The sequence below is a fragment of the Streptomyces sp. NPDC088730 genome (genome assembly GCF_044751215.1).
Classification (GTDB): domain Bacteria; phylum Actinomycetota; class Actinomycetes; order Streptomycetales; family Streptomycetaceae; genus Streptomyces.
Window position 1 is genome coordinate 359,093 of the sequence record NZ_JBIVLK010000004.1, and the last position, 21,651, is coordinate 380,743.

A 21,651-nucleotide genomic window follows, 5' to 3' on the forward strand; every position below is an offset into this window, starting at 1 on the left:
GACGGGCGGGGATGTGTGAGCGGTCCACAGACCGGTCCAGGTGGCCATACCGGCGAGGGATTCAGACGTGCGGCGGGACGTGTGGAGCAGCCCTGTCACCGTCTCCCGGGTCCGCGCGTGGTAGCGAGTCCGCTCCGGGGCGGTCCGTCGTGCTGCGACCAGATTCCGCAGCCGGACCGGGTGATGGACCGACCGATTCGACTCCGTAGTGGAAAAACCCGGGCCCGATGTCAGAGCCGTCCGATAGAAAGGCCTTCCAGCCGCGGGCTCCACGCCACACCTGGTGGGATCGCGGCGCGAATTCGGCATCCCCGGGGGGACTGATGTTGAGATCACGGGCGGCCTGGGCCGTCATCGGCACCACCGCGAACCTCTTGGCCTGCGTCCCGGCGGCGAACACCGCGGCGTCCGGGGCGTTCCGGGCGGCAACGTAAACCGCCGTCAAGGCTTAGGCACTGAGAACCGCGTCCGACCAGCGGCTGACGCCGTTCCTCGCAGGCCACCGCGCCCGGCAGCCGGGCCGGACCTGCTTCCGGGTATGACGCTCCGCGATTCGAAGACGCTGAACTCTGGGACCTGAAAGAAGACTTGCAGCACTCACGTGACCATGAACGAACCGATGGGGTGGGGAATTGAGCACGCGCAAGAAGCACACGCACAGACCGCTGGGTCTGCGGAGAAGGGCGCTCCTGACTGTCGGCATCCTCGTCCTGAGCGGAGCGGGGTCGGCGGCCTACGCGACCTCCGGTCCGGCCTCCGGTCCCGCCGGCGGTACGACAACGGGTGACCACCGGGCGCGGGCCGCGGCCGTGCGCACGGTCGAGCTCGCCGGCCAGGGGGCCGGGCGCAAGGGACTGCCGAAGCAGAGCACCAAGGAGTACAGCGCCGCCCTGCTGACCTGGTCGGACCCGGACGCGAAGATCGAGGGGACGGCCCAGATACGTTCGAAGGGGGCCGGGACCGGTAAGTGGTCGGGCTGGCAGACACTGCCGGACGACCCCTTCTCCGCCGACGGCAGGGAGGCCGAGGACGCGGCGACCCGCGGCGGCACCTCCGCGGTGTGGACCGGGCCCTCGGACGGCGTCGAGGTGCGGGTGGTCGCCGCCGACGGCTCCGCCTCCGCGCTCCCGTCCGGCATGGACGTGAAACTCCTCGATCCCGGCACCGACCCGGCGGGGGCCGCGAAGCCCGCCGGGTACGCGCGGGACGCCACGCCGCCCCCGTCGGACACGGGCACCGACACGCCCGTACCCGCGGACGCCACCTCTCCTCCCACCGACCCCGCGACCCCGACTCCCTCGCCCACCGGCCCCGCGGTCCCGACGGACTCACCCACCGACCCCCCGGTCCCGACGACCTCTCCGTCGCCGACCGCTCCCGCTCCGCTGCCCTCGACCGTCGTCAAGCCGCCGATCATCACCCAGGCACAGTGGGGTGCCTCGACGGATTACGACGGCACGCCCGGATACGGTCAGGAGATCAAGGCGGCCGTCGTCCACCACACCGGCGTCGACCAGGACAACGGTGTCCCCTGCAGCCAGTCGCGGGCCCGGATGCGCACCATCCAGCAGGAGCACTTCGCCCGCGGCTACTACGACATCGGCTACAACTTCGTCGTCGACCGCTGCGGCCAGATCTTCGAGGGCCGCAGCGGCGGCATGGACCTCCCGGTGATCGGCGCCCACGACGTCGGCTTCAACACCAACACGGTCGGCATCTCCTACATCGGCAACACCATGACGATGAAGGCGACCCGGGCCGGCCTGGAGGCCATTTCCCGGGTCGTCGCCTGGAAGTTCGGCATGTACGGCATCAGCCCGAGCTCCGACGTGACCCTGGTGTCCGGTTCACCGCTCGGCCAGGACGGCAACAAGGTCGCCGAGGGCGACTCGATCACGCTGCCCCGGGTCTTCGGCCACCGCGACACCAACGCCACGCTGTGCCCCGGCGACGCCCTGTACGGCAAGCTGCCGCTGATCCGTACCCTCGCCGCCGCGCCCGGCGTCTCGCATGCCCTCACCCGCTCGGACTTCGACGGTGACGGCGTGACCGACCTGGTCGCGGGCACTCCGCAGACGGGCAGCGGCGCCGGTTCGCTCACGGTCGTCCCCGGCGGCGACGACGGCCCGGTCGCCTCCGCGGGGAGGATCATCGACCAGAACAGCCCCGGCGTCCCCGGCAGCAGCGAGTCCGGTGACTTCTTCGGCGCGTCCAACGCGTACGGCGATGTCAACGGTGACGGATACGGCGACCTCGTGATCGGCTCGCCCGGCGAGGACGACACCAGCGGCCACGCCGACTCGGGCCTGGTCTCCGTGCTGTACGGCCCCGCGCTCGACACCGGCACGTCGTACGGAACCGCGACCGCGACCCGCGCCGCCGGTGAGGCACTCGGCACCTCCGTGGCCACCGGTGACTTCAACGCGGACGGCAAGTCCGACATCTTCTCCGTCGCGCCCGGCGTGCCCGGCCGCTGGTGGTCGTACGACTCCGGCACCGGCGCCGCCACGTCCGGATACCTGAACACCACCGCCTACACGGCGGCCGTCTCCTACGCGGCCGTCGCCACCGGCGACTTCAACCGGGACGGTTACGCGGACGCCGCGGTCAACTTCCGTGACCCGAGCGGCATTTCCCGTGTCCTGTGGCTGAAGGGCTCCTCCGGCGGGCTCCAGCGCGTCGGGATCCTCTCCGCGAAGGGCGGCCGTTCCCTGGCCGCCGGCGACGTCACCGGCGACGGCATCGACGACCTGGTCGTCGGCCAGCCCGGCACGACCGAGTCCGGTACCACCGCCAAGGGCGGCACGATCACCCTGCTCAAGGGCACGACGACCGGCCTCACCGCGACCGGCGCGATCACTCTCGGACAGGATTCCGCGGATGTACCGGGCGGCGGCGAGACGGGCGACGACCTCGGCGCCTCCGTCGCAGTCGGCGACTACGACCTCGACGGGTACGCGGACGTCATGGCCGGATCCCCGAACGAGGACATCACCCGTGCCGGCGTGAGCCGGGTGGACGCCGGCGCGGTGATCCTCTTCAAGGGCACCTCAGCCGGCATCTCCGGTACCGGCTCGGTCACCTACAACCAGGACACACCCGACGTCTCCGGTGACACGGAGTCCGGTGACCGGCTGGGATCCTCCGTGCTCCTCCAGGACCTGTCCGGCTACGGCCGCGCGGACCTGGCGATCGGTGCGGACGGCGAGAACGCCGGCGACGGCGTCTTCCTCCAGCTGGACAGCGGCAGCGCGGGCATCTCCGCCAAGAGCGCCCTCTACTACGGCCGCTCCAACCTCGGCACCCCGGCAGCGGCCCACCTCGGCCAGACGCTGGCACCGTGATGGCCGGGGCCGTCACGCCGAGGCCCTGACAACGCGGACGATTGACGGAGGGGCCGGTGCCCGGCGGACAACCGCCGGGCACCGGCCCCTCCGCGTACCGCCGCGACGTGCCGCCGCGTGCCGGTCCACGTACGTTCGTGGACCGGACGGACCGGAGGGACCTGACGGACCGGACGGACCTGACGGACCGGACGGACCCGGGGCCGCTCGTATCCGCTGATGGGGCACGGCGTCGGGGGCGCCCGCGCGACGTCAGGCCTCGCGACGGTCTGCGCGCACTCCCGGTGTCAGAAGCCGTTCACTCGGAGGACGGCACCGGTCGCGCCACCGGCTCCGCAGGTTCCACCGGCTCCGCCGGCCCCTCCGCTCCCCGGGCGGCCGTGGCCGCGGTCCGGGCCGTCGTCACGATGTTCTGGAGCGCCGCGATGTGGCCGGCCAGGGCCTGTTCGCCGGCGGGGGTGAGGGACAGCCAGGTCCGGGGGCGCTTGCCGACGTGTCCCTTGCGGACGTGCAGGTAGCCGGCGGCCTCCAGCGCCGACGCGGTCTTGCTGAGGACCGAGTCGGACACCTGGCAGCCGTCGCGGACGGCGGCGAAGTCCGCCTCGTCGCACGCGGAGAGGAAGGCGACCACGGCCAGCCGGGTCGGGTGGTGGATGGCCTCGTCCAGGGCGGCCCGCTCCTGTCCCGGCGGATCGTCCTTCACCCGAGATCTCTCAGCGCGCGAGCGATCGCCGCGTTACGGACGAGGCATACGCCCCACACCCCGAGCCCCCATACGGCGAACGCCGTGATCCGGGTCGTGCCCGCCCCGGCCCCCGACGCCCAGCAACAGCCGCCCGCCACCAGGCCAGCCGCCAGGACGGCCGGAAGCGCGATCCGGCTCCGGCTCAGCCGTGAGGAGAGGGAACACGTCACCCGTATTCCCGCCGCCCGCCTCGCCGCCCGGACGAGCACGAAAACGGCCGCGAGCCCGAGAAGCGACACGAGAAGCGCCGCCGCCGTCGCCCAGCCGCCCCTGCCACGGCTCCAGGCCTGCACCACGCTCGGCAGCACCAGAGTCACCGCCGCGGCCGGTCCGTACCACGCGGGAGCCAGCCCGGCCTTGAGCCGAGCCCGCTCCCTGGCCCGCTCCACACCCTTCAGCGCGTCCTCGGCACGCACCGTCGCCCCGCCACCGCCCTCCGGGAGCGCGGACTTGTTCTCCAGCGACGACGACATGGGCACACCGAATCCTTCCCGAGGACACCCGACACGGACGGCCTGGCGCTTGCCATGATGGCATGAACTTTCCGAGGTGGAAAGTGGACGCCGCTCCCGTCAGCGCAGCTCCTCCGGGCACGGTGTCCCCGGCGACAGCTGGTACGGCGCGCCCAGCCGGTACACGCCGGCGCGCGGTGCCAGCAGTTCCGTCCACTCGTCGCCGTACTGGTCCTCGTCCAGCTTGATCAGGCAGCCGTTCGCGTTGACGAAGTCCCTGGGGATGTCCTTGTCCTCGCGGCGTTTGGACTCCTCCGTCTCCTGGGGCCGCTCCACGCTGCGGCCCTCCTCGTCGAGGACGGCGAGCCACCGCGAGTACGGGATGCGGATCAGCACCCGGCCCGCCTTCTTCACATGGATGGTCAGCTCCCCCGCACCGGCCTCGTCCACCGTCGCCGGCGGGTCGGCCAGCGGCACCGGGCTGTCCACCGAGTAGAGCCGCCAGTTGGAGTTGGACCAGATCGGCTTCAGGTACGGCAGCCCCTTGCTCACCAGCTCCGTCTCCTGCACCGCGCCGCTGGAGTCGGGATCGCCCTGCGGAAGCACCACGTAGTGCACGGCCCAGCGGTCGAGCCACTGCCGGTAGTTCACGGCGTTCAGGGTGTCGTCGTAGAAGAGCGGGTTGCGCTCCATGTCCGCCTGCCGGTTCCAGCCACGGGCCAGGTTCACCACCGGAGCCAGCGCGGAGGCCTCCCGGTGGCTGCTCGGCGGGACCACCTCGACCCGGCCCCGTTCGGCACCGACCGTCTGGAGCTGGTTGACCAGCGGAGCCAGCGACCGCGCCCAGGACGCGTCGGGGGCGGTGCGCACTATGTCGTCCACGCCCTTGAACCCGATCCAGAAGTTCAGCCCGGCGAACGCGAGGACCAGCGCGTACCACCGCCGGGAGCGGGGCTGCGCGTACGGCAGCGCGGCCAGCAGCACCACCCCGGCGAACAGCATCGCCATCCGCGACACGTTCGAGCCGATCTGCGAGTCCACGACGTACGTCAGCAGCGTCCCGATGCCGTAGACCGCGGCCGCCGTCCGTACCGTCTTCCAGTCGCGCGGCACGAGGAAGAACACCAGGGCCGCGAAGACGAACGGCAGCGACAGCGTCGCGATCGACATCGGCTGCGTACCGGAGAACGGGAACAGCCACGCGGAGAGCGCCACCACCGCGACCGGCGCCAGCCCCAGCGCGTACGCACCGGGGCGGCGCTTGTTCAGGAACAGGGCCGCCGCGACCACACCGAGGAAGAGCCCGGCCACCGGGCTGCCGGCGGTCGCGAGCCCGGCGAGCGGCGCGGCGACAGCCGCCTTCGCCCACCGCTTGTACCGCCATCGGTACGGCCAGCAGAACACCGCCGCCACCGCACCGACCGCGAACATCATGCCGAGGCCGAACGTCACCCGGCCCGACATCGCGTTGCACAGGTACGCGAAGACACCGGCCATCGAGCACGCGATCGGATTGCGGACGGCCCGCACCCTGACCAGGATCAGCGCGGTCAGCCCCGCCGAGACCGTACCGACGATCATCATCGTCGTACGGACGCCGAGCACCGACATCAGGTACGGCGACACGACGCTGTACGAGACGGGGTGCATCCCCCCGTACCAGGCCAGGTTGTACGCGGTACCGGGGTGCCGGCCGACGAACTCGGCCCAGGCGTCCTGGGCCGCGATGTCTCCGCCGCTGTTCGCGAAGAAGAAGAACCAGAGGATGTGCACCACCGCGGCCACCGCGGTCGTCAGGAGGACCGGATGGCGTGCGCAACGCCGCTTGAAACCGTCGAACCGGCCGGCGCCCTCCGGCACGGTTTCCCCGCCAGGACCCCGTCCCCGGCCTTCGCTGCTCTTCGCCCGTGTCGGCTCAGCAGTGGTCACTGCGACTCTCCCCGTCCTTCCCCGGACGCGGTGGAACCGCCGGCCTGCTGGCAGCGTGGGCGTCAGTGCCGGAAAACGCGTTCCGGGATACACGCGTTGCCCCTGGGACGCTAGCACGCAGCCTCTGACGTCGGCCGGAAAGGTTCGGGCCCCCTGCGCCCGCGTGAACCACGTCACGTGAGCACAGGGGGCCGCGCCTCCCGGGGGTCCGTCCTCGCCCTCTCGCCCTCGCCGTCCGCCGCGTCCGGTCAGAAGCTGACCGGCGCCGGCTGATCCGGGTGGGCTTCTGCCGTCAGCTGACGCGGGTGAGCTTCTGGCCGAAGCCCGGTTCCGTCAGATCCTGCTGAAGGGCGACGGGCGCGCTGACCCGGCCGCTGCCCGTTCCCACCGTCACCACGCCGACCTTCGTGCCCGCCTTCATGGTGCGCGAGATCTCCTTGCCGTTGCCCGTCACGGAGAGCTCCACCTTGAGTCCCTGCCAGCCCATCGCCTTCAGGTCCGCGGTCGCGACCAGCGGGGTGCGGCCGCCGAACCCGTCGTCCACATATCCGACGACATCACCCTTGTGGACCGCCTTGGCGGAGACCACGGCCTCCTGCGCGCCCTTGATCAGCTTGAGGCTGTTGGACAGCGACATCACCAGGCTGTCGTACGGCTGGCCCGTTCCCGCCTGCTGCCCCATGACCGCACCGTAGATCCACAGCTTCTTGCCGTCCACGACGGTGTTGGCCGACCAGACCAGGTTGCCGCCGGCCGGGGTGGAGGAGCCGGTCTTGATACCGCTCACACCCGGCTCCAGCAGGATGGTGTTGTTGTTGTAGATCGTCGTGTCGATCCCGTCGATCTTGATCTGCGGGGTGTCGACGATCCCCTGGAACACCTCGTTCTTCATGACGGCGGCGGCCAGCTTGAGCTGGTCGTCGGCGGTGGAGACGGTCGTCTTCTTCAGACCGCTCGGGTCCGTGTACGTGCTGTGGCTCATGCCCAGCTTCTTGGCCGCGTCGTTCATCTTGGTGACGAAGGCGGCCTCGGAGGAGGCGTCCCAGCGGGCGAGGAGCCGGGCCACGTTGTTGCCCGAGGGGATCATCAGGAGCTGCAGCATCTGCCTCTCCGTGAACTGCTGCCCCTTGTTGATCGGCACCTTGGACTCGTCCTCGGCCTTGGACTCGTCCTCCGCCTGCTGGTCGACAGTGATCTTCTCGCCCTGATCCTTCCCCGCGAGGGGGTGGCCCTGGAGTATCACGTACGCCGTCATGATCTTGGCGACACTGGCGATCGGCGCCGGCTTCTGCGCTCCCGCGGAGCCGATCGAACCGACACCGTCCACACTGACCGCCGACTGCCCCTGCGAGGGCCAGTCGAGCTTCAGGTCCGCGCCCTTGAACGTGTACGTCGACTCCGCCGACATCACGAGCGCGGGCTCCGGCAGCGGACGCACCATCTGCACGATTGCAAACGCGATCAGCAGCAGGAGCACCAGCGGCGTCCAGATCTTGACCCTCCGCACGGCCGTGCGGACCGGGGTCTCCGGCGGCGGCGGGGTGTTCGTCAGCTCGGCCAGCAGGTCGAGCGGCGGCCTGGGCGGCATCGGCTGCTGCCTGGTCCGCTCGGCACCACCGAGCGACGCGTCACCGGGCGGCAGCTGGGCGCCCCACGCGGGAGTGTTCCCGGACCGCCGGTCCGGGCCGGACTCCGGGGCGGACGCCTCGGGGCTGCGCGGCGCGGGGGCCGGCCGTACGTCGTCGGCGCGCAGCGGTACGAACTTGCTGGTCCGCTCGGCGGGGGACTCGGGCTCGGACGTCCGGGCGGAGTCCGCCTCTGACCCGGGCTTCGGCTTCGCGGCTGACGGCGGGTTGATCTTCAGCGTGGTCGTCGGCTGGTCGACGCGGGGCAGCTTGGGCGCCTTGAAGACGGCCGTCGCCTGATCGACACCGGGCTCCGCGTCGGACTTCGCCTCGGACTTCGCGTCTGAGTCTTCGTCGGACTTCGCGTCGGACTTCGCCTCGGGCTTCGGCTTTTCGGCGGACTTCGCGTCGGAGTCCTCGTCGGGCTTGGCCTCGGGCTCGTCGTCCCCGCCGTCCCCGGCGTTCCCATCGGGCTCTGAGCTGGGGCTCTCCTCGGACTCCTCGCGGGTCCGGGGTACGCGTGCTTCGCTCTCCGCGGTCGCGTCCGAGCGCCCGGCCGAGTCCTCGGCGGGCTCTTCGGCGGGCTTCTCGGCCTGCTCATCGGCCTGCTCATCGGCTTCCGCCGCAGGCTCCTCGGCCGACGGCCCGCCGGCAGTCGAACCGCCGTCAGCCTCGCCGTCCGGTCCCTCGCCGTCCGGCGACACCCAGGCGGCAACCGCCGCACGCAGCCGCGCATCGCCCTCCGCGGGCTCCGGCTCCGGCTCCGCCGCATCGCTCCCCGGCTCGGCAGCCGCGTCCTCCCGCTCCGCCGCATCGGACACTGCCGCATCGACCCCCGCCGCGTCGGCCGCCCCAGCGGGCTCGTCGCCCTCCGCGGGCTCCGCGCCCTCCGCGCCCCCTGCGCGCTCCTCCGGCTCCGCGGGCCCCTCGGGCGCCTCCGGGGCGCGCGACGCGGCCTCAGGGGCCTCTACCGGGCTCCCAGGGCCTCCGGGGGTCTTCGCCGCATCCACCGCACCCGCGGCGGACTCGGCCACGGGCTCGCCACCGGCCGGTGACTCGGACCGCTGCGTACCGAAGACGGCCGTCGCCGTGTCCGTCCTGCCGCCGGACTCCGCCGGTGCGGCGGGTTCGCGGAACACCGAGAGCCGCGGATCGTGCTCGCTCCGAGCCGTTCCCGACGACTTCCGCTGCTCCGACTTGTCGGGGGACTCGCCCGCCACCGATGCCTCCTCCATGCGGCACGGGGACATCCCCGCGCTGTCCGAACCATCTACCAGTGTCCCGTGTGAACCCTCGGCTGAGCTGCTAGACGAGAACGACATACCTACTGGTTCCAGTACAAAGCACCCAGGCACCCTCGACAGACAGATGTGAGAGGGGTCACCCTGTCACTCATCCACGCGGGGAGGCATGGATGGGCAGGAGCCGCAGAACAATTCCGGAGGAGCTTCTGTTGCTCGCTCTGGACCCGACCACGGGTACCACAGCGCAGCCGCAGTCGCTCGACCTCGGCCTCGCCGGAGCCCAGCTAGTAGAGCTGGCCCTGGCAGGACGGATAGCCCCTGACGGGGATCGTATCGCCGTGGTGATGCCACGGCCGACAGGAGATCCGACTCTGGACTCCGCACTGGAACTGCTGCGCAGACGCGGCAGCCCGGTCCGGGCCGTCCACTGGATAGGCGGACCCCGACTGGGGCTTCGTCAGATTTACCTCGCTCATCTGGAGCGGTGCGGCATGGTGCATGCCGTGGCGGGCCAGATGTGCGGAGTGCTGCCGACAACTCGCTACCAGGCGACGGACACGGCAATCAGCCGGGACATCAAGGCCCGGCTGGACAGCGCGATCCGCACCGGCGTACCGCCGGACCCGCGGACCGCGGCGCTCGCCGCACTGGCCCACGCGGTCGGACTCGGCAAGCACCTGTACCCCGGGAACGAGGGGCGCTCTTCGCGCTCCCGGCTCCGGGATCTGATCAGACACGACCCGATGGGCGGTCTCGTGGCGCACGCCGTCATGGACGTCCAGAACGGGGCGGTCGCACAGCCGCGCCGCAACCAGGCGGCCGGTGTTCCGTTGCAACCGCAAGCACAGTCGCAGTCACGTCGCGACAGCATGGCGCACACCGCGGCCCACTAGGGCGGCACGAGCGCCGACGCAGCACCCGCACAGCAGTACCGCAGCACACTGCTACACACCGCATCACCGCAACAACCGAATACCGCCGCACCGACGTCCCCCAAAGACCCGGTCCGGGAGCCGCACCAAGCGCGGGGCAGCCGGTACCACCGGCTGCCCCGCGCCGCTGCGTGTGTGCGTTTTCCAGCGCGGCCGGGGGCCCGGGTGGCAATCTGCTGAGCAGTAGATACGCACAGCTACATAGCCGGAGGTGCCGTTTCCGTGCCGTCCAACGTCAATCCCACCGTCAGACGACGCCGGTTGGGTCAGGAATTGCGCCGCCTGCGCGAGATCAAGGGTATGACCGCAGAAGAGGTGGCGGAGCGACTGCTGGTCTCGCAGTCGAAGATCAGCCGCCTGGAGAACGGCCGCCGTTCCATCAGCCAGCGCGATGTCCGGGACCTCTGCGGGGTGTACGAGGTCGAGGACGTCCGGGTCGTCGACTCACTCATGCAGATGGCCAAGGACTCCCGCCAGCAGGGCTGGTGGCATGCCTTCGGTGACATCCCGTACAGCGTCTACATCGGTCTGGAGACCGATGCCGAATCGCTGCGGGTGTACGAACCGCAGGTGATCCCGGGCCTGCTGCAGACCCGGCAGTACGCAGAGGCGCTGATCAAGGGCGCGTTGCCGGAGGCGCCGCAGACCGATATCGACAAGCGCGTGAGCGTCCGCTCGCGCCGCCAGGACCGGATCAACTCTCCCGAGCACCCGCTGCGGCTGTGGGCGGTGATCGACGAGTCCGCGCTGCGCCGGCTGGTCGGCGACAAGCAGGTGATGATCGAGCAGCTGGAACGCCTGGTCGAGCTGTCTCACCTGCCGCACGTGACCGTCCAGGTGCTGCCGTTCGACATGGGCGCCCACCCCGGGATCAACGGGCAGTACGCCATCCTGGAATTCCCCGACGCCGCGGATTCCAGCGTCGTCTACATCGAGGGAGTGACCAGCGACCTCTATCTGGAGAAGGCGAACGACGTCCAGCTGTACAGCGTCATGTACGAGCACCTTCGGGCGCAGGCGCTGAACGTGGAGCAGACCCGGATCTTCATCGACGAGATCGCGAAGAGCTACACCCGGCTGGACCCGTCCTGAGCCCCGGACCGAGAGAGAATCCCCGGACCGAGAGAGAAGAAGTGATGTGACGAGTGGGGCGGCGGCACGGTACACCGCCGCCGCCTCGTAATGGAAGACCCGCATGGCATATACCATCCGGTCGAGTGAACGGCCCCTTCACGCAAGGGACTTGACGAGTAGCGTCGATCACGCCAGCTGAACATCGTTGGCGCCACTCACACAACTCTCTGAACCGGAGTGAACATGGCCATTCGTCAGGGTGCTACGGACAAGTGGACGAAGTCGTCGTATTCCGGGGGCAACGGCGCCTGCGTCGAAGTCAGGTCCCCTCTCGTGCGCGCTATCGCCGTACGTGACTCGAAGGTCCCCGAGGGCCCCTCGATCGGTTTCGTCCCCGGCGCCTGGAACGCGTTCGTGCGCGACGTCGCCAAGGGTGCGCTCGACGCCTGACCGGTGCGTTCCCACGCATGAGTTCCCACGCATGAGTTCCCACGCTTTGTCGCCGCGCCGACCCCGGTGCTGCGGGTAGCCCTCTCGCCCGGTTCGCCGTCCTGGCCGAGGGGGCTCACCGCGAGGCCGTGGGAAGCACTACCGATGGACATGGATACGACCATCCAGCGCAGCCGATGAACGTCAGCGCAGCTGATCGACGTAGCGGTCCGTGCCCGGCACGGTCGGGATGAACGGTGCCACCAGCTCCACCCGCCCCAGGCCCGATTCCGCGACCGCCGCGTCGAGCCCCGTGAAGTGTTCGTCCCAGCACGGCCCCGGCTCCTCCTGGAGGAACCAGAGCAGGGTCAGCCGGGTGTCGACGCCCTCGACCTGCTTCACGTACGTCATCCGGTCGCCCGGCAGCGGCGTCGGCCGGAACACCGTCACCATCGCCGCGGGTGACCCGCTCAGCCGCTTCGGCAGATGCCGCGAGCGCAGCCACTCCAGCAACTCGGACCGCTGCTGGGGCCCTTCGGCGTCGATCACCTCCAGGACCAGCCCGCGGTAGGGATGGTCGAGGGCGTGGAAGTCGCGGGGGCCCGCGGCGCCGTCCCGGTAGACCGTCGCCTCGTGGTCCTGGAAGGCCGTGAAGACATGGGTGCGGTCCTGGTAGACCCGGCCGTCCCGGTTCAGCCGCTTGTTGATCCCGACGGTCCACTTCATGTGGTCGTCGTAGCGCCCCTCCGTCACCCAGTACGTGGACAGGTAGCAGCCGGCGCCGACCGGTGTCGCGATCGCGGACTTCTCCGGGTACCGCAGCTTCTGGAGTTCGCGGGTGGCGACCCAGCGCCGCCCGGCCGACATCCAGGGCATGGCCATCGCGCCCGCGTAGTAATGATCGTCCTCGTACCAGCGGTTGTACGCGTACTCGTGCCCCGGGTGCGGTTCCACCATGGTGATCAGCGCGTGGCCGGGACGGACCCCGTACGGTCCCAGCGCGGCCAGTTCCGCGTAGGTGTCGCTCCGCGTCCCGCTGTCCCGCGGCGCCCCGCCCGCCGCCTCGTCCCGTGATTCCTCGCTCATGCCGTTCCCCTTCCGTACTCCGCCGGAGCCACCTACTCTGACGCCCCGTCAGAAGAACTGCCAGGGCCGGGAGGCACCGATGTTGCTCGCGGGGAAGACCGTCATCGTTTCCGGGGTGGGCGCCGGGCTCGGCCACCAGATCGCGGCCACGGTCGTGCGGGACGGCGGCAACGCCGTGCTCGGGGCGCGCACCGCCGCCAATCTCGCCAAGTCTGCCGCCGAGATCGATCCCGAGGGACTCCACACCGCGCACCTGCCCACCGACATCACCGACGAGGCGCAGTGCGACGCGCTCGCGGCGCTGGCGATCGAGCGGTTCGGGCGGATCGACGCGGTCGTCCATGTCGCCGCCTGGGACAGCTACTTCGGCGGCGTCGAGGACGCGGATCTGGACACCTGGAAGTCGGTCATCGACGTCAATCTGCTCGGCACGCTGCGGATGACGCGCGCCTGTCTGCCCGCCCTGCGGGAGCGCGGCGGCTCGGTCGTCGTCATCGGCACGCAGTCCGCGGTGGCCGCACCGTCCCAGGTGCGGCAGGCGGCGTACGCGGCCTCCAAGGGCGCGCTGACCTCCGCGATGTACTCCATGGCCCGGGAGTTCGGGCCGCACCGGATCCGGGTGAACACGGTGCTGCCGGGCTGGATGTGGGGGCCGCCGGTGCAGGCCTACGTGCGGTTCACCGCCCACACGGAGGGCGTGCCCGAGGCCGAGGTACTGGCGAGGCTCTCCGAGCGCATGGCGCTTCCGGAGCTGGCCACGGACGGCGATGTGGCGGAGGCCGCGGTGTTCCTGGCCTCCGACCGGGCGCGGGCGATCACCGGGCAGTCCCTGCTGGTCAACGCCGGCGAGCTGATGCGCTGAGCCCCTCGTACAGAGTTCCCCTCCTTCTCGGCCGCACGGGACCCGCATCCCGTGCGGTCTCTCTGCGTTCTTCGGCGTTCCTGGACGAGTCCTCGTTCTCTGCACAGCCTGACGAAGTGCCTGCTCATGGTGTGGCCGCCGTCACGTTCGCGACAACGCCCCCGCGAGTCAAGAACCCGTAAAATCGTTCGACTTGCTGATCGGCGTTCACATCTCTGACCAGAAGAGACCTTGACCGGGGGACCGGACAGGCGGTTCAATCCCCGAAGTCCCCGCTCCCGCACGGGGGCCCCGCTGAGCGGCCGTACTGACGAAGTGCGTTTCCCGTTCACAAGGCGGACCCCAGGAGGGGACACATGAACAGTCTCGACTGGGTCGTGCTCATCGGCTACTTCGGCGTGATGATCGCGATCGGGCTCTGGTCCCACAAGCGTGTCGACAACGTCAGCGACTTCTTCACGGCCGGCGGCAAGATGCCGTGGTGGCTGTCCGGCATCTCGCACCACATGTCCGGCTACAGCGCCGTGATGTTCACCGGCTACGCCGGAATCGCGTACCAGTACGGCGTCACGTCCTTCGTGACGTGGTCGCTGCCGATCGCCATCGGCATCGGCATCGGCGCCAAGCTCTTCGCACCCCGGCTCAACCGGCTGCGCTCTCGGCTGCACGTCGCCTCACCGCTCGAATACCTCAAGAACCGCTACAACATCCAGACCCAGCAGGCGCTCGCCTGGTCCGGCCTGCTGCTGAAGATCGTGGACGTCGGCGCCAAGTGGGCCGCCATCGCCACCCTGCTCTCCGTCTTCACCGGCATCACGCTGACCCAGGGCATCTTCATCACCGGCATCATCACGGCCGTCTACTGCACGGTCGGCGGCCTCTGGGCCGACGCGCTCACCGAGCTGGGGCAGTTCGTCATCCAGCTGTTCGCCGGTGTCGCGATGCTGGTCACCGCGATGAGCAAGCTGGACGGCTTCAGCACGCTGTGGACGGTCTGGGACAAGCTCCCCGAGGGCCACACGGACCCGACGGCCGGTCCGTACACCGTGACCTTCCTGCTGGCGTACCTGTTCATCAAGACCTTCGAGTACAACGGCGGCATGTGGAACCAGGCCCAGCGCTACATGGCCACGGACTCCGCCGCCTCCGCGACCCGTTCGGCCCGGCTGTCCGCCATCCTGTGGCTGGTCTGGCCGACGGTCCTGTTCTTCCCGATGTGGTGCGCCCCGCTGCTGGTCCACGCGGAGAAGCCGGACGCCTCCGACAGCTACGCGTTGATGACCGAGCAGCTGCTGCCGCACGGCCTGCTGGGCCTGGTCGTGGTCGGCTTCTTCTCGCACACGATGGCCATGTGCTCCTCGGACGCCAACGCCATCGCGGCGGTCTTCACCCGTGACATCGCCCCGGTCTTCTCCAAGGCCGCCCGCAACTGGAGCGCCCGCGCCGGACTGCTGGCCGCGCGCCTCTCCACGCTCGGCTTCCTGGGCCTGTCGATGGCGCTGGCGACCCAGATCAACTCGCCGACGTTCAAGGACATCATCTCCGTCGTCATCAAGTGGGTCGCCGGTCTGATGGGTCCGATCGCGATCCCGTTCATGCTGGGTCTGCTGCGCCGGTTCCGTAAGTCGGGACCGACGGCGGCGCTCGTCAGCTGGGCGGCCGGGCTGCTGGCGTTCTACTTCACCAACTACAACTTCGACGGTTCGACGAAGACGAACGTGGCGTTGCAGTACCAGGTGGCGCTGCCGCTGGCGATCTCGCTGGTGCTCTTCATCGTCATCGGCTTCATCAAGCCGGAGGACACCCCGGAGCGCGACGCGGTCATCGAGCGGATCAACACGGACGGCGACGGGCCCGGCGGCGCCGCGGGCGTGCCGGCCCAGGGCGGCCCCCAGGACGTGGCGCTCACCGAGGAGACGGAGAACCTGCGGGGCGGGCTCGGCGGGAAGGACTGACCCGCGCGGTTCCACGGAACGGGGGTGCGGGGTGGGTCACGGGACGCGGCGGCGTCCCGTGACCCACCCGGGCCCCCCCCCCCGGCCCCCGACACCCCGGGGGGGGGGGGGGGGGGGGGGGGGGGGGGGGGGGGGCCCGGGGGGGGGGGGGGGGGGGGGGGCGGGGGGGGGGGGGGGCCCCCCCCCCCCCACCCCGCACCCCATCTTCGCCCCTCGGCCTTCAGCACTCAGCCGCGCGGGTAGCGCGCCAGCCAGCCCGCCGTGACGGCGGCCGGGCTGTGCAGGGCGGGACCCTGGGTCATCTCCATGGCGAAGTCGTCCGCGAGTTCGAGCAGCGTCGCCCGGCCCTCCAGTTCCGCGAGCCAGGCCGGCGGCAGCGCGGTCTCCCCGTGCAGCGTGCCGAGCAGCGCCCCGCACAGGGCCCCGGTCGCGGCCGAGGGCCCGCCGTGGTTCACGGACAGCCGCAGGCCGTGCCGGACGTCCTCGCCCACCAGCGCGCAGTACACGGCCACCGCGAGCACCTCCTCCGCGGAGTCCGTGGCGCCCAGGGACTCGATGAGGGCGGGTCCGGGTATGCCCTGCCGCACGGTGCCGAGGGCCTGCTGGAGGGCCTCCGTGACGGGTTCGTGCCCCGGCCGCTCGGCGAGCAGGACGAGGGCGTGCTGCACGGAAGCGTCCAGCGTCTCGCCGCGTGCCAGCCCGTGCACCATCACGGCGAGGGCGCCGGAGGAGAGCAGGGCGGTGGGGTGGCCGTGGGTCTGGGCGGCGCACTCGACGGCCAGTTGGAGGACGAGCTGCGGCTCCCAGCCGACCAGCAGTCCGAACGGGGCGGAGCGGGTGAGCGCCGCCGCGTCGTGCGCGGCGGGGTTCTTGGGCCGGTCGAGGGTGCCCATGACGGTGTCACCGAGCCCGTTGAGGCATTCCCGGGTGGGGGCGCGGCGGGCGTAGAGCCATTCCTGCGCGGCCAGCCAGCCGTTGTCCTTGCGGCGCTCGTCGGGCCCCCAGTCGTGCTGGGTGGCGGCCCACCGCAGATACGCCTGGTGCAGATCCGTGGGCGGGTGCCAGGCGCCGATGTCGCGGCGGACCTGGGCGCGGATCAGCCCGTCCACGGTGAACAGGTTGAGCTGGGTGACGGCGGTGACGAGGCCGCGTCCGCCGTGCGCGGGGACGAGGTCGGTGACGGCGTCACTGCCGTGGGCCTCGCGGATCTCCTCCAGCGTGAGCCCGCTGACGCCCGCGCCGAGCGCGTCCCCGATGGCGCCGCCGAGCAGCGCTCCCCGTACCCGGCTGCGGAAGTCCTGCTGTTCGGCACGGCCCCAGACAGCCGTGGTCCCTGTGCTCACCGTGCCCCTCCCCGTAGGACCGCCCAGGTGTGACCGCGCGGTAACTGCGCAGCACTGTAATCGAACGGGAACGGACGGCTGAGGGGCGATACGGGTACGCGTAGGAATGTGCTCGGACGCCCCGGGGCTTCGCAAATGACCGGGCTGGGTGCACCTCGGACGGCAAGGCCACCGTTCCATAATGTGGATAGGGAAGCGGCGCGCGCCCTGCTGTCCGGCGCCCAGGAGGCCTGCACCGAGCTCGAGTTGGTGGAGGAGCGGGTGATAGCCCGCATGGGCCGCCAACAGTTGCTGCACCGCAGTCCGACCCCGTCCGTGCGGATCATCATGGACGAGTACGCACTGCGCCGCCCGGTCGCTGACTCCAAGGCGTGGGACGAACAGCTGGCCCATCTCGCCGACATGAGCGAGGCGGCCTCCGTCGCCCTCCAGGTCCTCCCCTTCGCCGTCGGGGCACACCACCTGATGGACGGCTCCCTGACACTGCTGTGGCAGGACGACGTGAGTGCCGTTGCCTACACGGAGGGCAATGGATGCGCCGAGTTGATCGAGGACGCGGCTGCCGTGACGCGCTACCGGCTGTCCTACGATCGCCATCGGGATCTGGCGCTGCCCCCGTCGGAGTCCACCGCGTTCATCAGGGGTGTCCTAGGGAGCACCGGGTCGTGAACCGCGCCCCCGGGCCAAATCCGGTTGCTTCGGCCGATCGTGCGGCGTGATGATCGCCGGATGGTATCCCCCCACCCCGACGGCCGCGCCGGAATCGACGCCGCGCTCGTGCAACGCCTGATCGACGCCCAGTTCCCGCACTGGAGCGGTCTTCCGGTGACGCCCGTGGCGGTGGACGGCTGGGACAACCGGACGTACCGCCTGGGCGACGCGATGACGGTGCGGCTGCCCACGGCGGCCGGTTACGTCCCCGCCGTGGAGAAGGAGCACCACTGGCTGCCGCGCCTCGCTCCTTCGCTGCCGGTCGCCGTTCCCCCGGTGCTGGCCCTGGGCGCTCCGGGCGAGGGCTATCCGTATCCGTGGTCGGTCCGCCGCTGGCTGCGCGGTGAGACGGCGGCCCTCGACCGTATCGACGACGTTCCCCGGTTCGCGCGCTCCGTGGCGGACTTCCTCCTCGCCCTCCAGCGCTGCGACGCGACCGACGGGCCGGCCGCCGGGGAGCACAGCTGGTACCGGGGCGCCTCGCCCGCCCACTACGACGCGGAGACCCGGCGCTGCCTGGCCGCGCTGGAGGGCCGCGTGGACACCCGCAGGGCCCGCGCCGTCTGGGAGGCGGCGCTCGCCGCGCCCTGGCAGGGGGAACCGGTCTGGTTCCACGGCGACATCGCCTCCGGCAACCTGCTCGTGGACGGCGGTGAGCTGACGGCCGTCATCGACTTCGGCACCTCGGGCGTCGGTGACCCCGCCTGCGATCTGGTGATCGCGTGGGGGCTGTTCTCCGGGGAGAGCCGGGAGGCGTTCCGGCAGGCCGTCGGCCAGGATTCCGGCACCTGGGCACGGGCCCGCGGGTGGTCGCTGTGGAAGTCGCTGCTGAACATGACGGGGGACATCGGTACGGACCCGGTGGGCGCCGCGCATGAGCTCCGGGTGATCGACGCGGTGCTGGAGGACCACGAGCGGTTCGGCTGAGGCTCTCCCCCTGCGGCGCGGCGGCGGATTCCGCGCTGCCTCCGGCCGGTCCGGCTGATCTGTATTCCGTTGACGACGGCGCGGCATGCGGATGCCGGCGGCCGGTACAGCGGAACCCGATTTTCCCCGTTCTTCTTTCTTTTCGTTCAAGTGCTATCAGCGGCCGTTCATATGCATGACGGCTTCTGGGTAGCGGGTTCCCGCCACCGCTTCCGGAGGCAGCGCCTCGTCCAGCCGCTGGTGGTCCTCGGCGTCGAGCGCCACGTCCACGGACGCGAGGTTCTCCTCCAGTGTGACCCTGCGCTTGGTTCCGGGGATGGGCACGATGTCCTCGCCCCGGTGGAGCAGCCACGCGAGGGCGATCTGGGCCGGCGTCGCCCCGTGCTTCGTGGCAACTTCGCGCACCACCGATGCCGCCGCCGAGTTGGCGGTGAAGTTGTCCCCCTGGAACCGGGGGTCGTAGCGGCGGTAGTCCGACTCCGGATACTCCTCCGCGGGCAGCGCCGTCCCGGTCAGGAACCCACGCCCCAGAGGTGAGTAGGCCACGAGACCGATTCCCCGCTCCCGGACCGCCGGAAGAATCTCCTGCTCGATGTGGCGCTCCCAGAGCGAGTACTCCGTCTGAAGCAGGGCCACGGGACAGACGTCGTGGGCGCGGGCGATCGTCTCCGCACCGGCCTCCGACAGGCCGAAGTGGAGCACCTTTCCCTCTTGGATGAGCTCGCCGACCGTGCCGGCCACCTCCTCGATCGGGACTTCCAGGTCCACGCGGTGCTGATAGAGGACGTCGATCCGGTCGGTTTCCAGCCGCCCCAGGCATTCGTCGACCACTGTGCGAATGTGCTCGGGCTTGCTGTTCAGCTCTCCGCGTCGTGTTCCTTCGTACTCCCACCCGAACTTCGTCGCGATGACCGCCTCGTCCCGGCGGCCACGAAGCGCGCGGCCCAGCAGTTCTTCGTTGACGAAGGGGCCGTACGCCTCCGCGGTGTCGAAGAAGAAGCAGCCTCGTTCGAGTGCCCGATGGATCGTCGCGATCGACTCCTTGTCGTCCGGAACTCCATAGGTCTGGCTCATTCCCATGCAGCCGAGTCCTAACGCGGAGACTTCAAGGCCGACGCTTCCCGGCCGACGCCGCGGAATCAGTGACGAGTTCAAATCCAGGGCCTTTCCCTCAGGTTTCCGTGGTTGCCTTCCCGGCCCTCGGATCCGTTCTCCTTCTGCGCATCCGAGAATCCGGACATTCGATCCGGGGCGGACTTACCCGCCAGACGGTGCAGGTCGTGGCGGACGACGCTGTACGAATGCCGCCAGTGCGGAAGAATCAGGCGGTGGGCGGCGTCCGGACAGATGCTCCCGGAGGCGAGCAGGTGTGCTGTCTCCGCCGTCCTGACCCTGTGCGCCACCCGAGATGCCGATCAAGACCTGCCCAGATCGGCATCTCGAACATGCCTAGCTCGTCATCCCGCGTGCCGAGGAGTACACGTCCAGTACGGCCAGGCAGAGGGGAACGAGCGCGAGGAGGAGGACCACCTCGGCCAGGTCGGAGAGGCGGCCCCAGAAGGGGGAGAGCCCCTTCTTCGGGATGATCAGCGCGATGCCGACCATCAGCGCGGCACCGGCCGTGACGGCGGCGGCGAGCCACAGGGTGCGGATGTCGAGCGGTCCCCGGTCCTGTTCGGTCAGGAGCTTGACGACCGCGTCGGTCGGCGGGTTGAGCGACAGCCCGAGCACCAGCAGGCCCAGGGCGGCGAGGCCCGCGCCCAGTACGGCGACGACCTGCGCGGTGTAGCGGAAGAGCCGGGCCCGCAGCAGCATGGCCAGGCCGGCGACCAGCGCGAGGGTCTGGCCCCAGACGTTGCTGGAGAAGCCCAGGACGGCGGCGGACGCGACGACCACGACGCAGCAGCCTCCGACCAGCCCCAGCAGCAGCTCGTGCCCGCGCCGGGCCTGCGCGGCGATGCGTTCGGCGTCCACGGGGTCGGGGTCCGCGACGACGCCCGGCTCGTTGTCGAGGTCGGCGTCCGTCGTCGGGCGCGGGGCGGCGTAGCCGATCGGCAGGTGGGCCACCCGCGCGGAGAGGCCGGGCAGGAAGGCCACGGCGCCGATCGCGACGACCGTGCAGACACTGGCGGTCTCGCTGGGACTGGAATCGGTGAGGATCGCGCAGAACGTCGCGAGGGTGCCGACCGCGGAGGCGAAGACGATGGCGACGAAGGGTGCGTCACCGGTCGGCATCGCGGCGACGAGTCCGGCGGAGACGAGGAGCACCGCGGCGCAGCCCAGCATGAACTGGAGGCGCCCGATACCGGTGCCGGGGTCGAGCGCGAGCAGGCCGGACCCGGCGATCATCAGATGCGGCAGCGCGGCGAGGCCGAGCGCGACGGCGGAGGCCCGGTCCCCGTAACTCCGTGCCCTGATACCGGCGAGCGTGACGAGCAGTACGCCGACGGCGGCGGCGACGATGCCCGGCAGTCCGTGCATGTCGTGCTTGACCGGGTCCGCGAACCAGAGCACGAAGCCCATCAGTACGAGGAGGAGCGCGCCGCCGAAGAGGCCGGAGACGCCGAACAGCTGGTCGTTCCAGAGCGCGCGGTCGCGGCGGACGGCGGACGCGACGGCGTCGGACACATCGTCGAAGACGGCCGGGGGGAGCGATTCGGCGAAGGGCCTCAGCCGCAGGACGTCACCGTCCAGGACCCGCTGGACGGACAGCGGGTGGGTGGCGTCCAGGAGGGTGCCGTCGCGGCGGGCCAGGTGGTAGCCGGGGGGCGCCCCCGGGGGTGTGACCTGGCCGGTCAGCCGGAGGATCTCCGGAAGGAGGTCCGCGACGGCGACATCGTCCGGCAGGGCGACATCGATACGGCTGTCCGGCGCCACGACCGTTACACGGCAGAAACCGGTTGTCAGGGTCGAACTCACCTGTTGCATCCCCCTCGTTCGCTGTACACCACGCTCCAGGCCAAGGGCGCCACCCTATCGGGGTCCCTCCCATG

At 70.7% G+C, this 21,651-nt stretch carries 16 protein-coding genes; 8 read left to right on the forward strand and 8 right to left on the reverse strand.

Annotated features, from left to right (window positions below; translation table 11 throughout):
• Positions 1-632: 632 nt before the first annotated feature.
• Positions 633-3,344, forward strand: a complete 2,712-nt coding sequence (locus tag ACIP89_RS16600; protein WP_402115427.1) for an FG-GAP-like repeat-containing protein — start codon at positions 633-635, stop codon at positions 3,342-3,344.
• A 298-nt stretch (positions 3,345-3,642) separates the two neighbouring features.
• On the opposite strand, the gene ACIP89_RS16605 is transcribed toward ACIP89_RS16600, so the two are convergent.
• The 4 genes from ACIP89_RS16605 to ACIP89_RS16620 all read right to left on the reverse strand — a co-directional run bounded on the left by ACIP89_RS16605 (position 3,643) and on the right by ACIP89_RS16620 (position 9,315).
• On the reverse strand, positions 3,643-4,047 hold the full coding sequence (locus ACIP89_RS16605) for a winged helix-turn-helix domain-containing protein (RefSeq protein ID WP_402115428.1): 405 nt from the start codon (positions 4,045-4,047) through the stop codon (positions 3,643-3,645).
• A complete protein-coding gene (locus ACIP89_RS16610; protein ID WP_402115430.1) occupies positions 4,044-4,562 on the reverse strand; it encodes a hypothetical protein in 519 nt (172 codons plus the stop codon). The genes ACIP89_RS16605 and ACIP89_RS16610 overlap by 4 nt, the downstream gene beginning before the upstream one ends.
• A gap of 99 nt (positions 4,563-4,661) precedes the next feature.
• Positions 4,662-6,470 carry an MFS transporter gene (locus tag ACIP89_RS16615; RefSeq protein ID WP_402115431.1) on the reverse strand — a complete coding sequence of 603 codons (1,809 nt, stop codon included), beginning with the start codon at positions 6,468-6,470 and terminating at the stop codon, positions 4,662-4,664.
• 292 nt (positions 6,471-6,762) lie between these two features.
• Positions 6,763-9,315 carry a D-alanyl-D-alanine carboxypeptidase gene (locus ACIP89_RS16620; protein WP_402115544.1) on the reverse strand — a complete coding sequence of 851 codons (2,553 nt, stop codon included), beginning with the start codon at positions 9,313-9,315 and terminating at the stop codon, positions 6,763-6,765.
• A 194-nt stretch (positions 9,316-9,509) separates the two neighbouring features.
• Here ACIP89_RS16620 and ACIP89_RS16625 point away from each other — a divergent pair, with 194 nt between their 5' ends.
• The 3 genes from ACIP89_RS16625 (at position 9,510) to ACIP89_RS16635 (ending at position 11,795) form a co-directional block, all read left to right on the forward strand.
• Positions 9,510-10,232 carry a GPP34 family phosphoprotein gene (locus tag ACIP89_RS16625; protein ID WP_024491270.1) on the forward strand — a complete coding sequence of 241 codons (723 nt, stop codon included), beginning with the start codon at positions 9,510-9,512 and terminating at the stop codon, positions 10,230-10,232.
• A gap of 261 nt (positions 10,233-10,493) precedes the next feature.
• Positions 10,494-11,363 carry a helix-turn-helix transcriptional regulator gene (locus ACIP89_RS16630; protein WP_073737232.1) on the forward strand — a complete coding sequence of 290 codons (870 nt, stop codon included), beginning with the start codon at positions 10,494-10,496 and terminating at the stop codon, positions 11,361-11,363.
• A 225-nt stretch (positions 11,364-11,588) separates the two neighbouring features.
• Positions 11,589-11,795 (forward strand): DUF397 domain-containing protein, encoded by a 207-nt coding sequence (locus tag ACIP89_RS16635; protein WP_024491268.1) that lies wholly within the window; start codon positions 11,589-11,591, stop codon positions 11,793-11,795.
• A 183-nt stretch (positions 11,796-11,978) separates the two neighbouring features.
• Here the strand turns inward: ACIP89_RS16635 and ACIP89_RS16640 are convergent, their stop codons facing one another.
• Positions 11,979-12,860, reverse strand: coding sequence for a hypothetical protein (locus ACIP89_RS16640; RefSeq protein WP_402115433.1), 882 nt, complete (start codon positions 12,858-12,860; stop codon positions 11,979-11,981).
• 79 nt (positions 12,861-12,939) lie between these two features.
• Between ACIP89_RS16640 and ACIP89_RS16645 the strand changes: the two genes are divergently transcribed.
• Together ACIP89_RS16645 and ACIP89_RS16650 are read left to right on the forward strand one after the other, a co-directional pair.
• Complete coding sequence (locus ACIP89_RS16645; RefSeq protein ID WP_402115434.1) at positions 12,940-13,722, forward strand: SDR family oxidoreductase; 783 nt, start codon at positions 12,940-12,942, stop codon at positions 13,720-13,722.
• 356 nt (positions 13,723-14,078) lie between these two features.
• A complete protein-coding gene (locus tag ACIP89_RS16650) occupies positions 14,079-15,677 on the forward strand; it encodes a sodium:solute symporter family protein (RefSeq protein WP_402115436.1) in 1,599 nt (532 codons plus the stop codon).
• Between the two features lie 227 nt (positions 15,678-15,904).
• Here the strand turns inward: ACIP89_RS16650 and ACIP89_RS16655 are convergent, their stop codons facing one another.
• Positions 15,905-17,020 carry an ADP-ribosylglycohydrolase family protein gene (locus tag ACIP89_RS16655; RefSeq protein ID WP_401927160.1) on the reverse strand — a complete coding sequence of 372 codons (1,116 nt, stop codon included), beginning with the start codon at positions 17,018-17,020 and terminating at the stop codon, positions 15,905-15,907.
• A 183-nt stretch (positions 17,021-17,203) separates the two neighbouring features.
• Here ACIP89_RS16655 and ACIP89_RS16660 point away from each other — a divergent pair, with 183 nt between their 5' ends.
• Together ACIP89_RS16660 and ACIP89_RS16665 are read left to right on the forward strand one after the other, a co-directional pair.
• On the forward strand, positions 17,204-17,689 hold the full coding sequence (locus ACIP89_RS16660; protein WP_402115437.1) for a DUF5753 domain-containing protein: 486 nt from the start codon (positions 17,204-17,206) through the stop codon (positions 17,687-17,689).
• A gap of 60 nt (positions 17,690-17,749) precedes the next feature.
• Positions 17,750-18,658: an aminoglycoside phosphotransferase family protein gene (locus tag ACIP89_RS16665; RefSeq protein ID WP_402115438.1), complete on the forward strand. Its 909-nt coding sequence runs from the start codon at positions 17,750-17,752 to the stop codon at positions 18,656-18,658.
• A 156-nt stretch (positions 18,659-18,814) separates the two neighbouring features.
• On the opposite strand, the gene ACIP89_RS16670 is transcribed toward ACIP89_RS16665, so the two are convergent.
• Positions 18,815-19,798 carry an aldo/keto reductase gene (locus ACIP89_RS16670; RefSeq protein ID WP_401927594.1) on the reverse strand — a complete coding sequence of 328 codons (984 nt, stop codon included), beginning with the start codon at positions 19,796-19,798 and terminating at the stop codon, positions 18,815-18,817.
• A gap of 309 nt (positions 19,799-20,107) precedes the next feature.
• Positions 20,108-21,577 (reverse strand): type VII secretion integral membrane protein EccD, encoded by a 1,470-nt coding sequence (gene eccD / locus ACIP89_RS16675; RefSeq protein WP_402115439.1) that lies wholly within the window; start codon positions 21,575-21,577, stop codon positions 20,108-20,110.
• Positions 21,578-21,651: the final 74 nt, after the last annotated feature.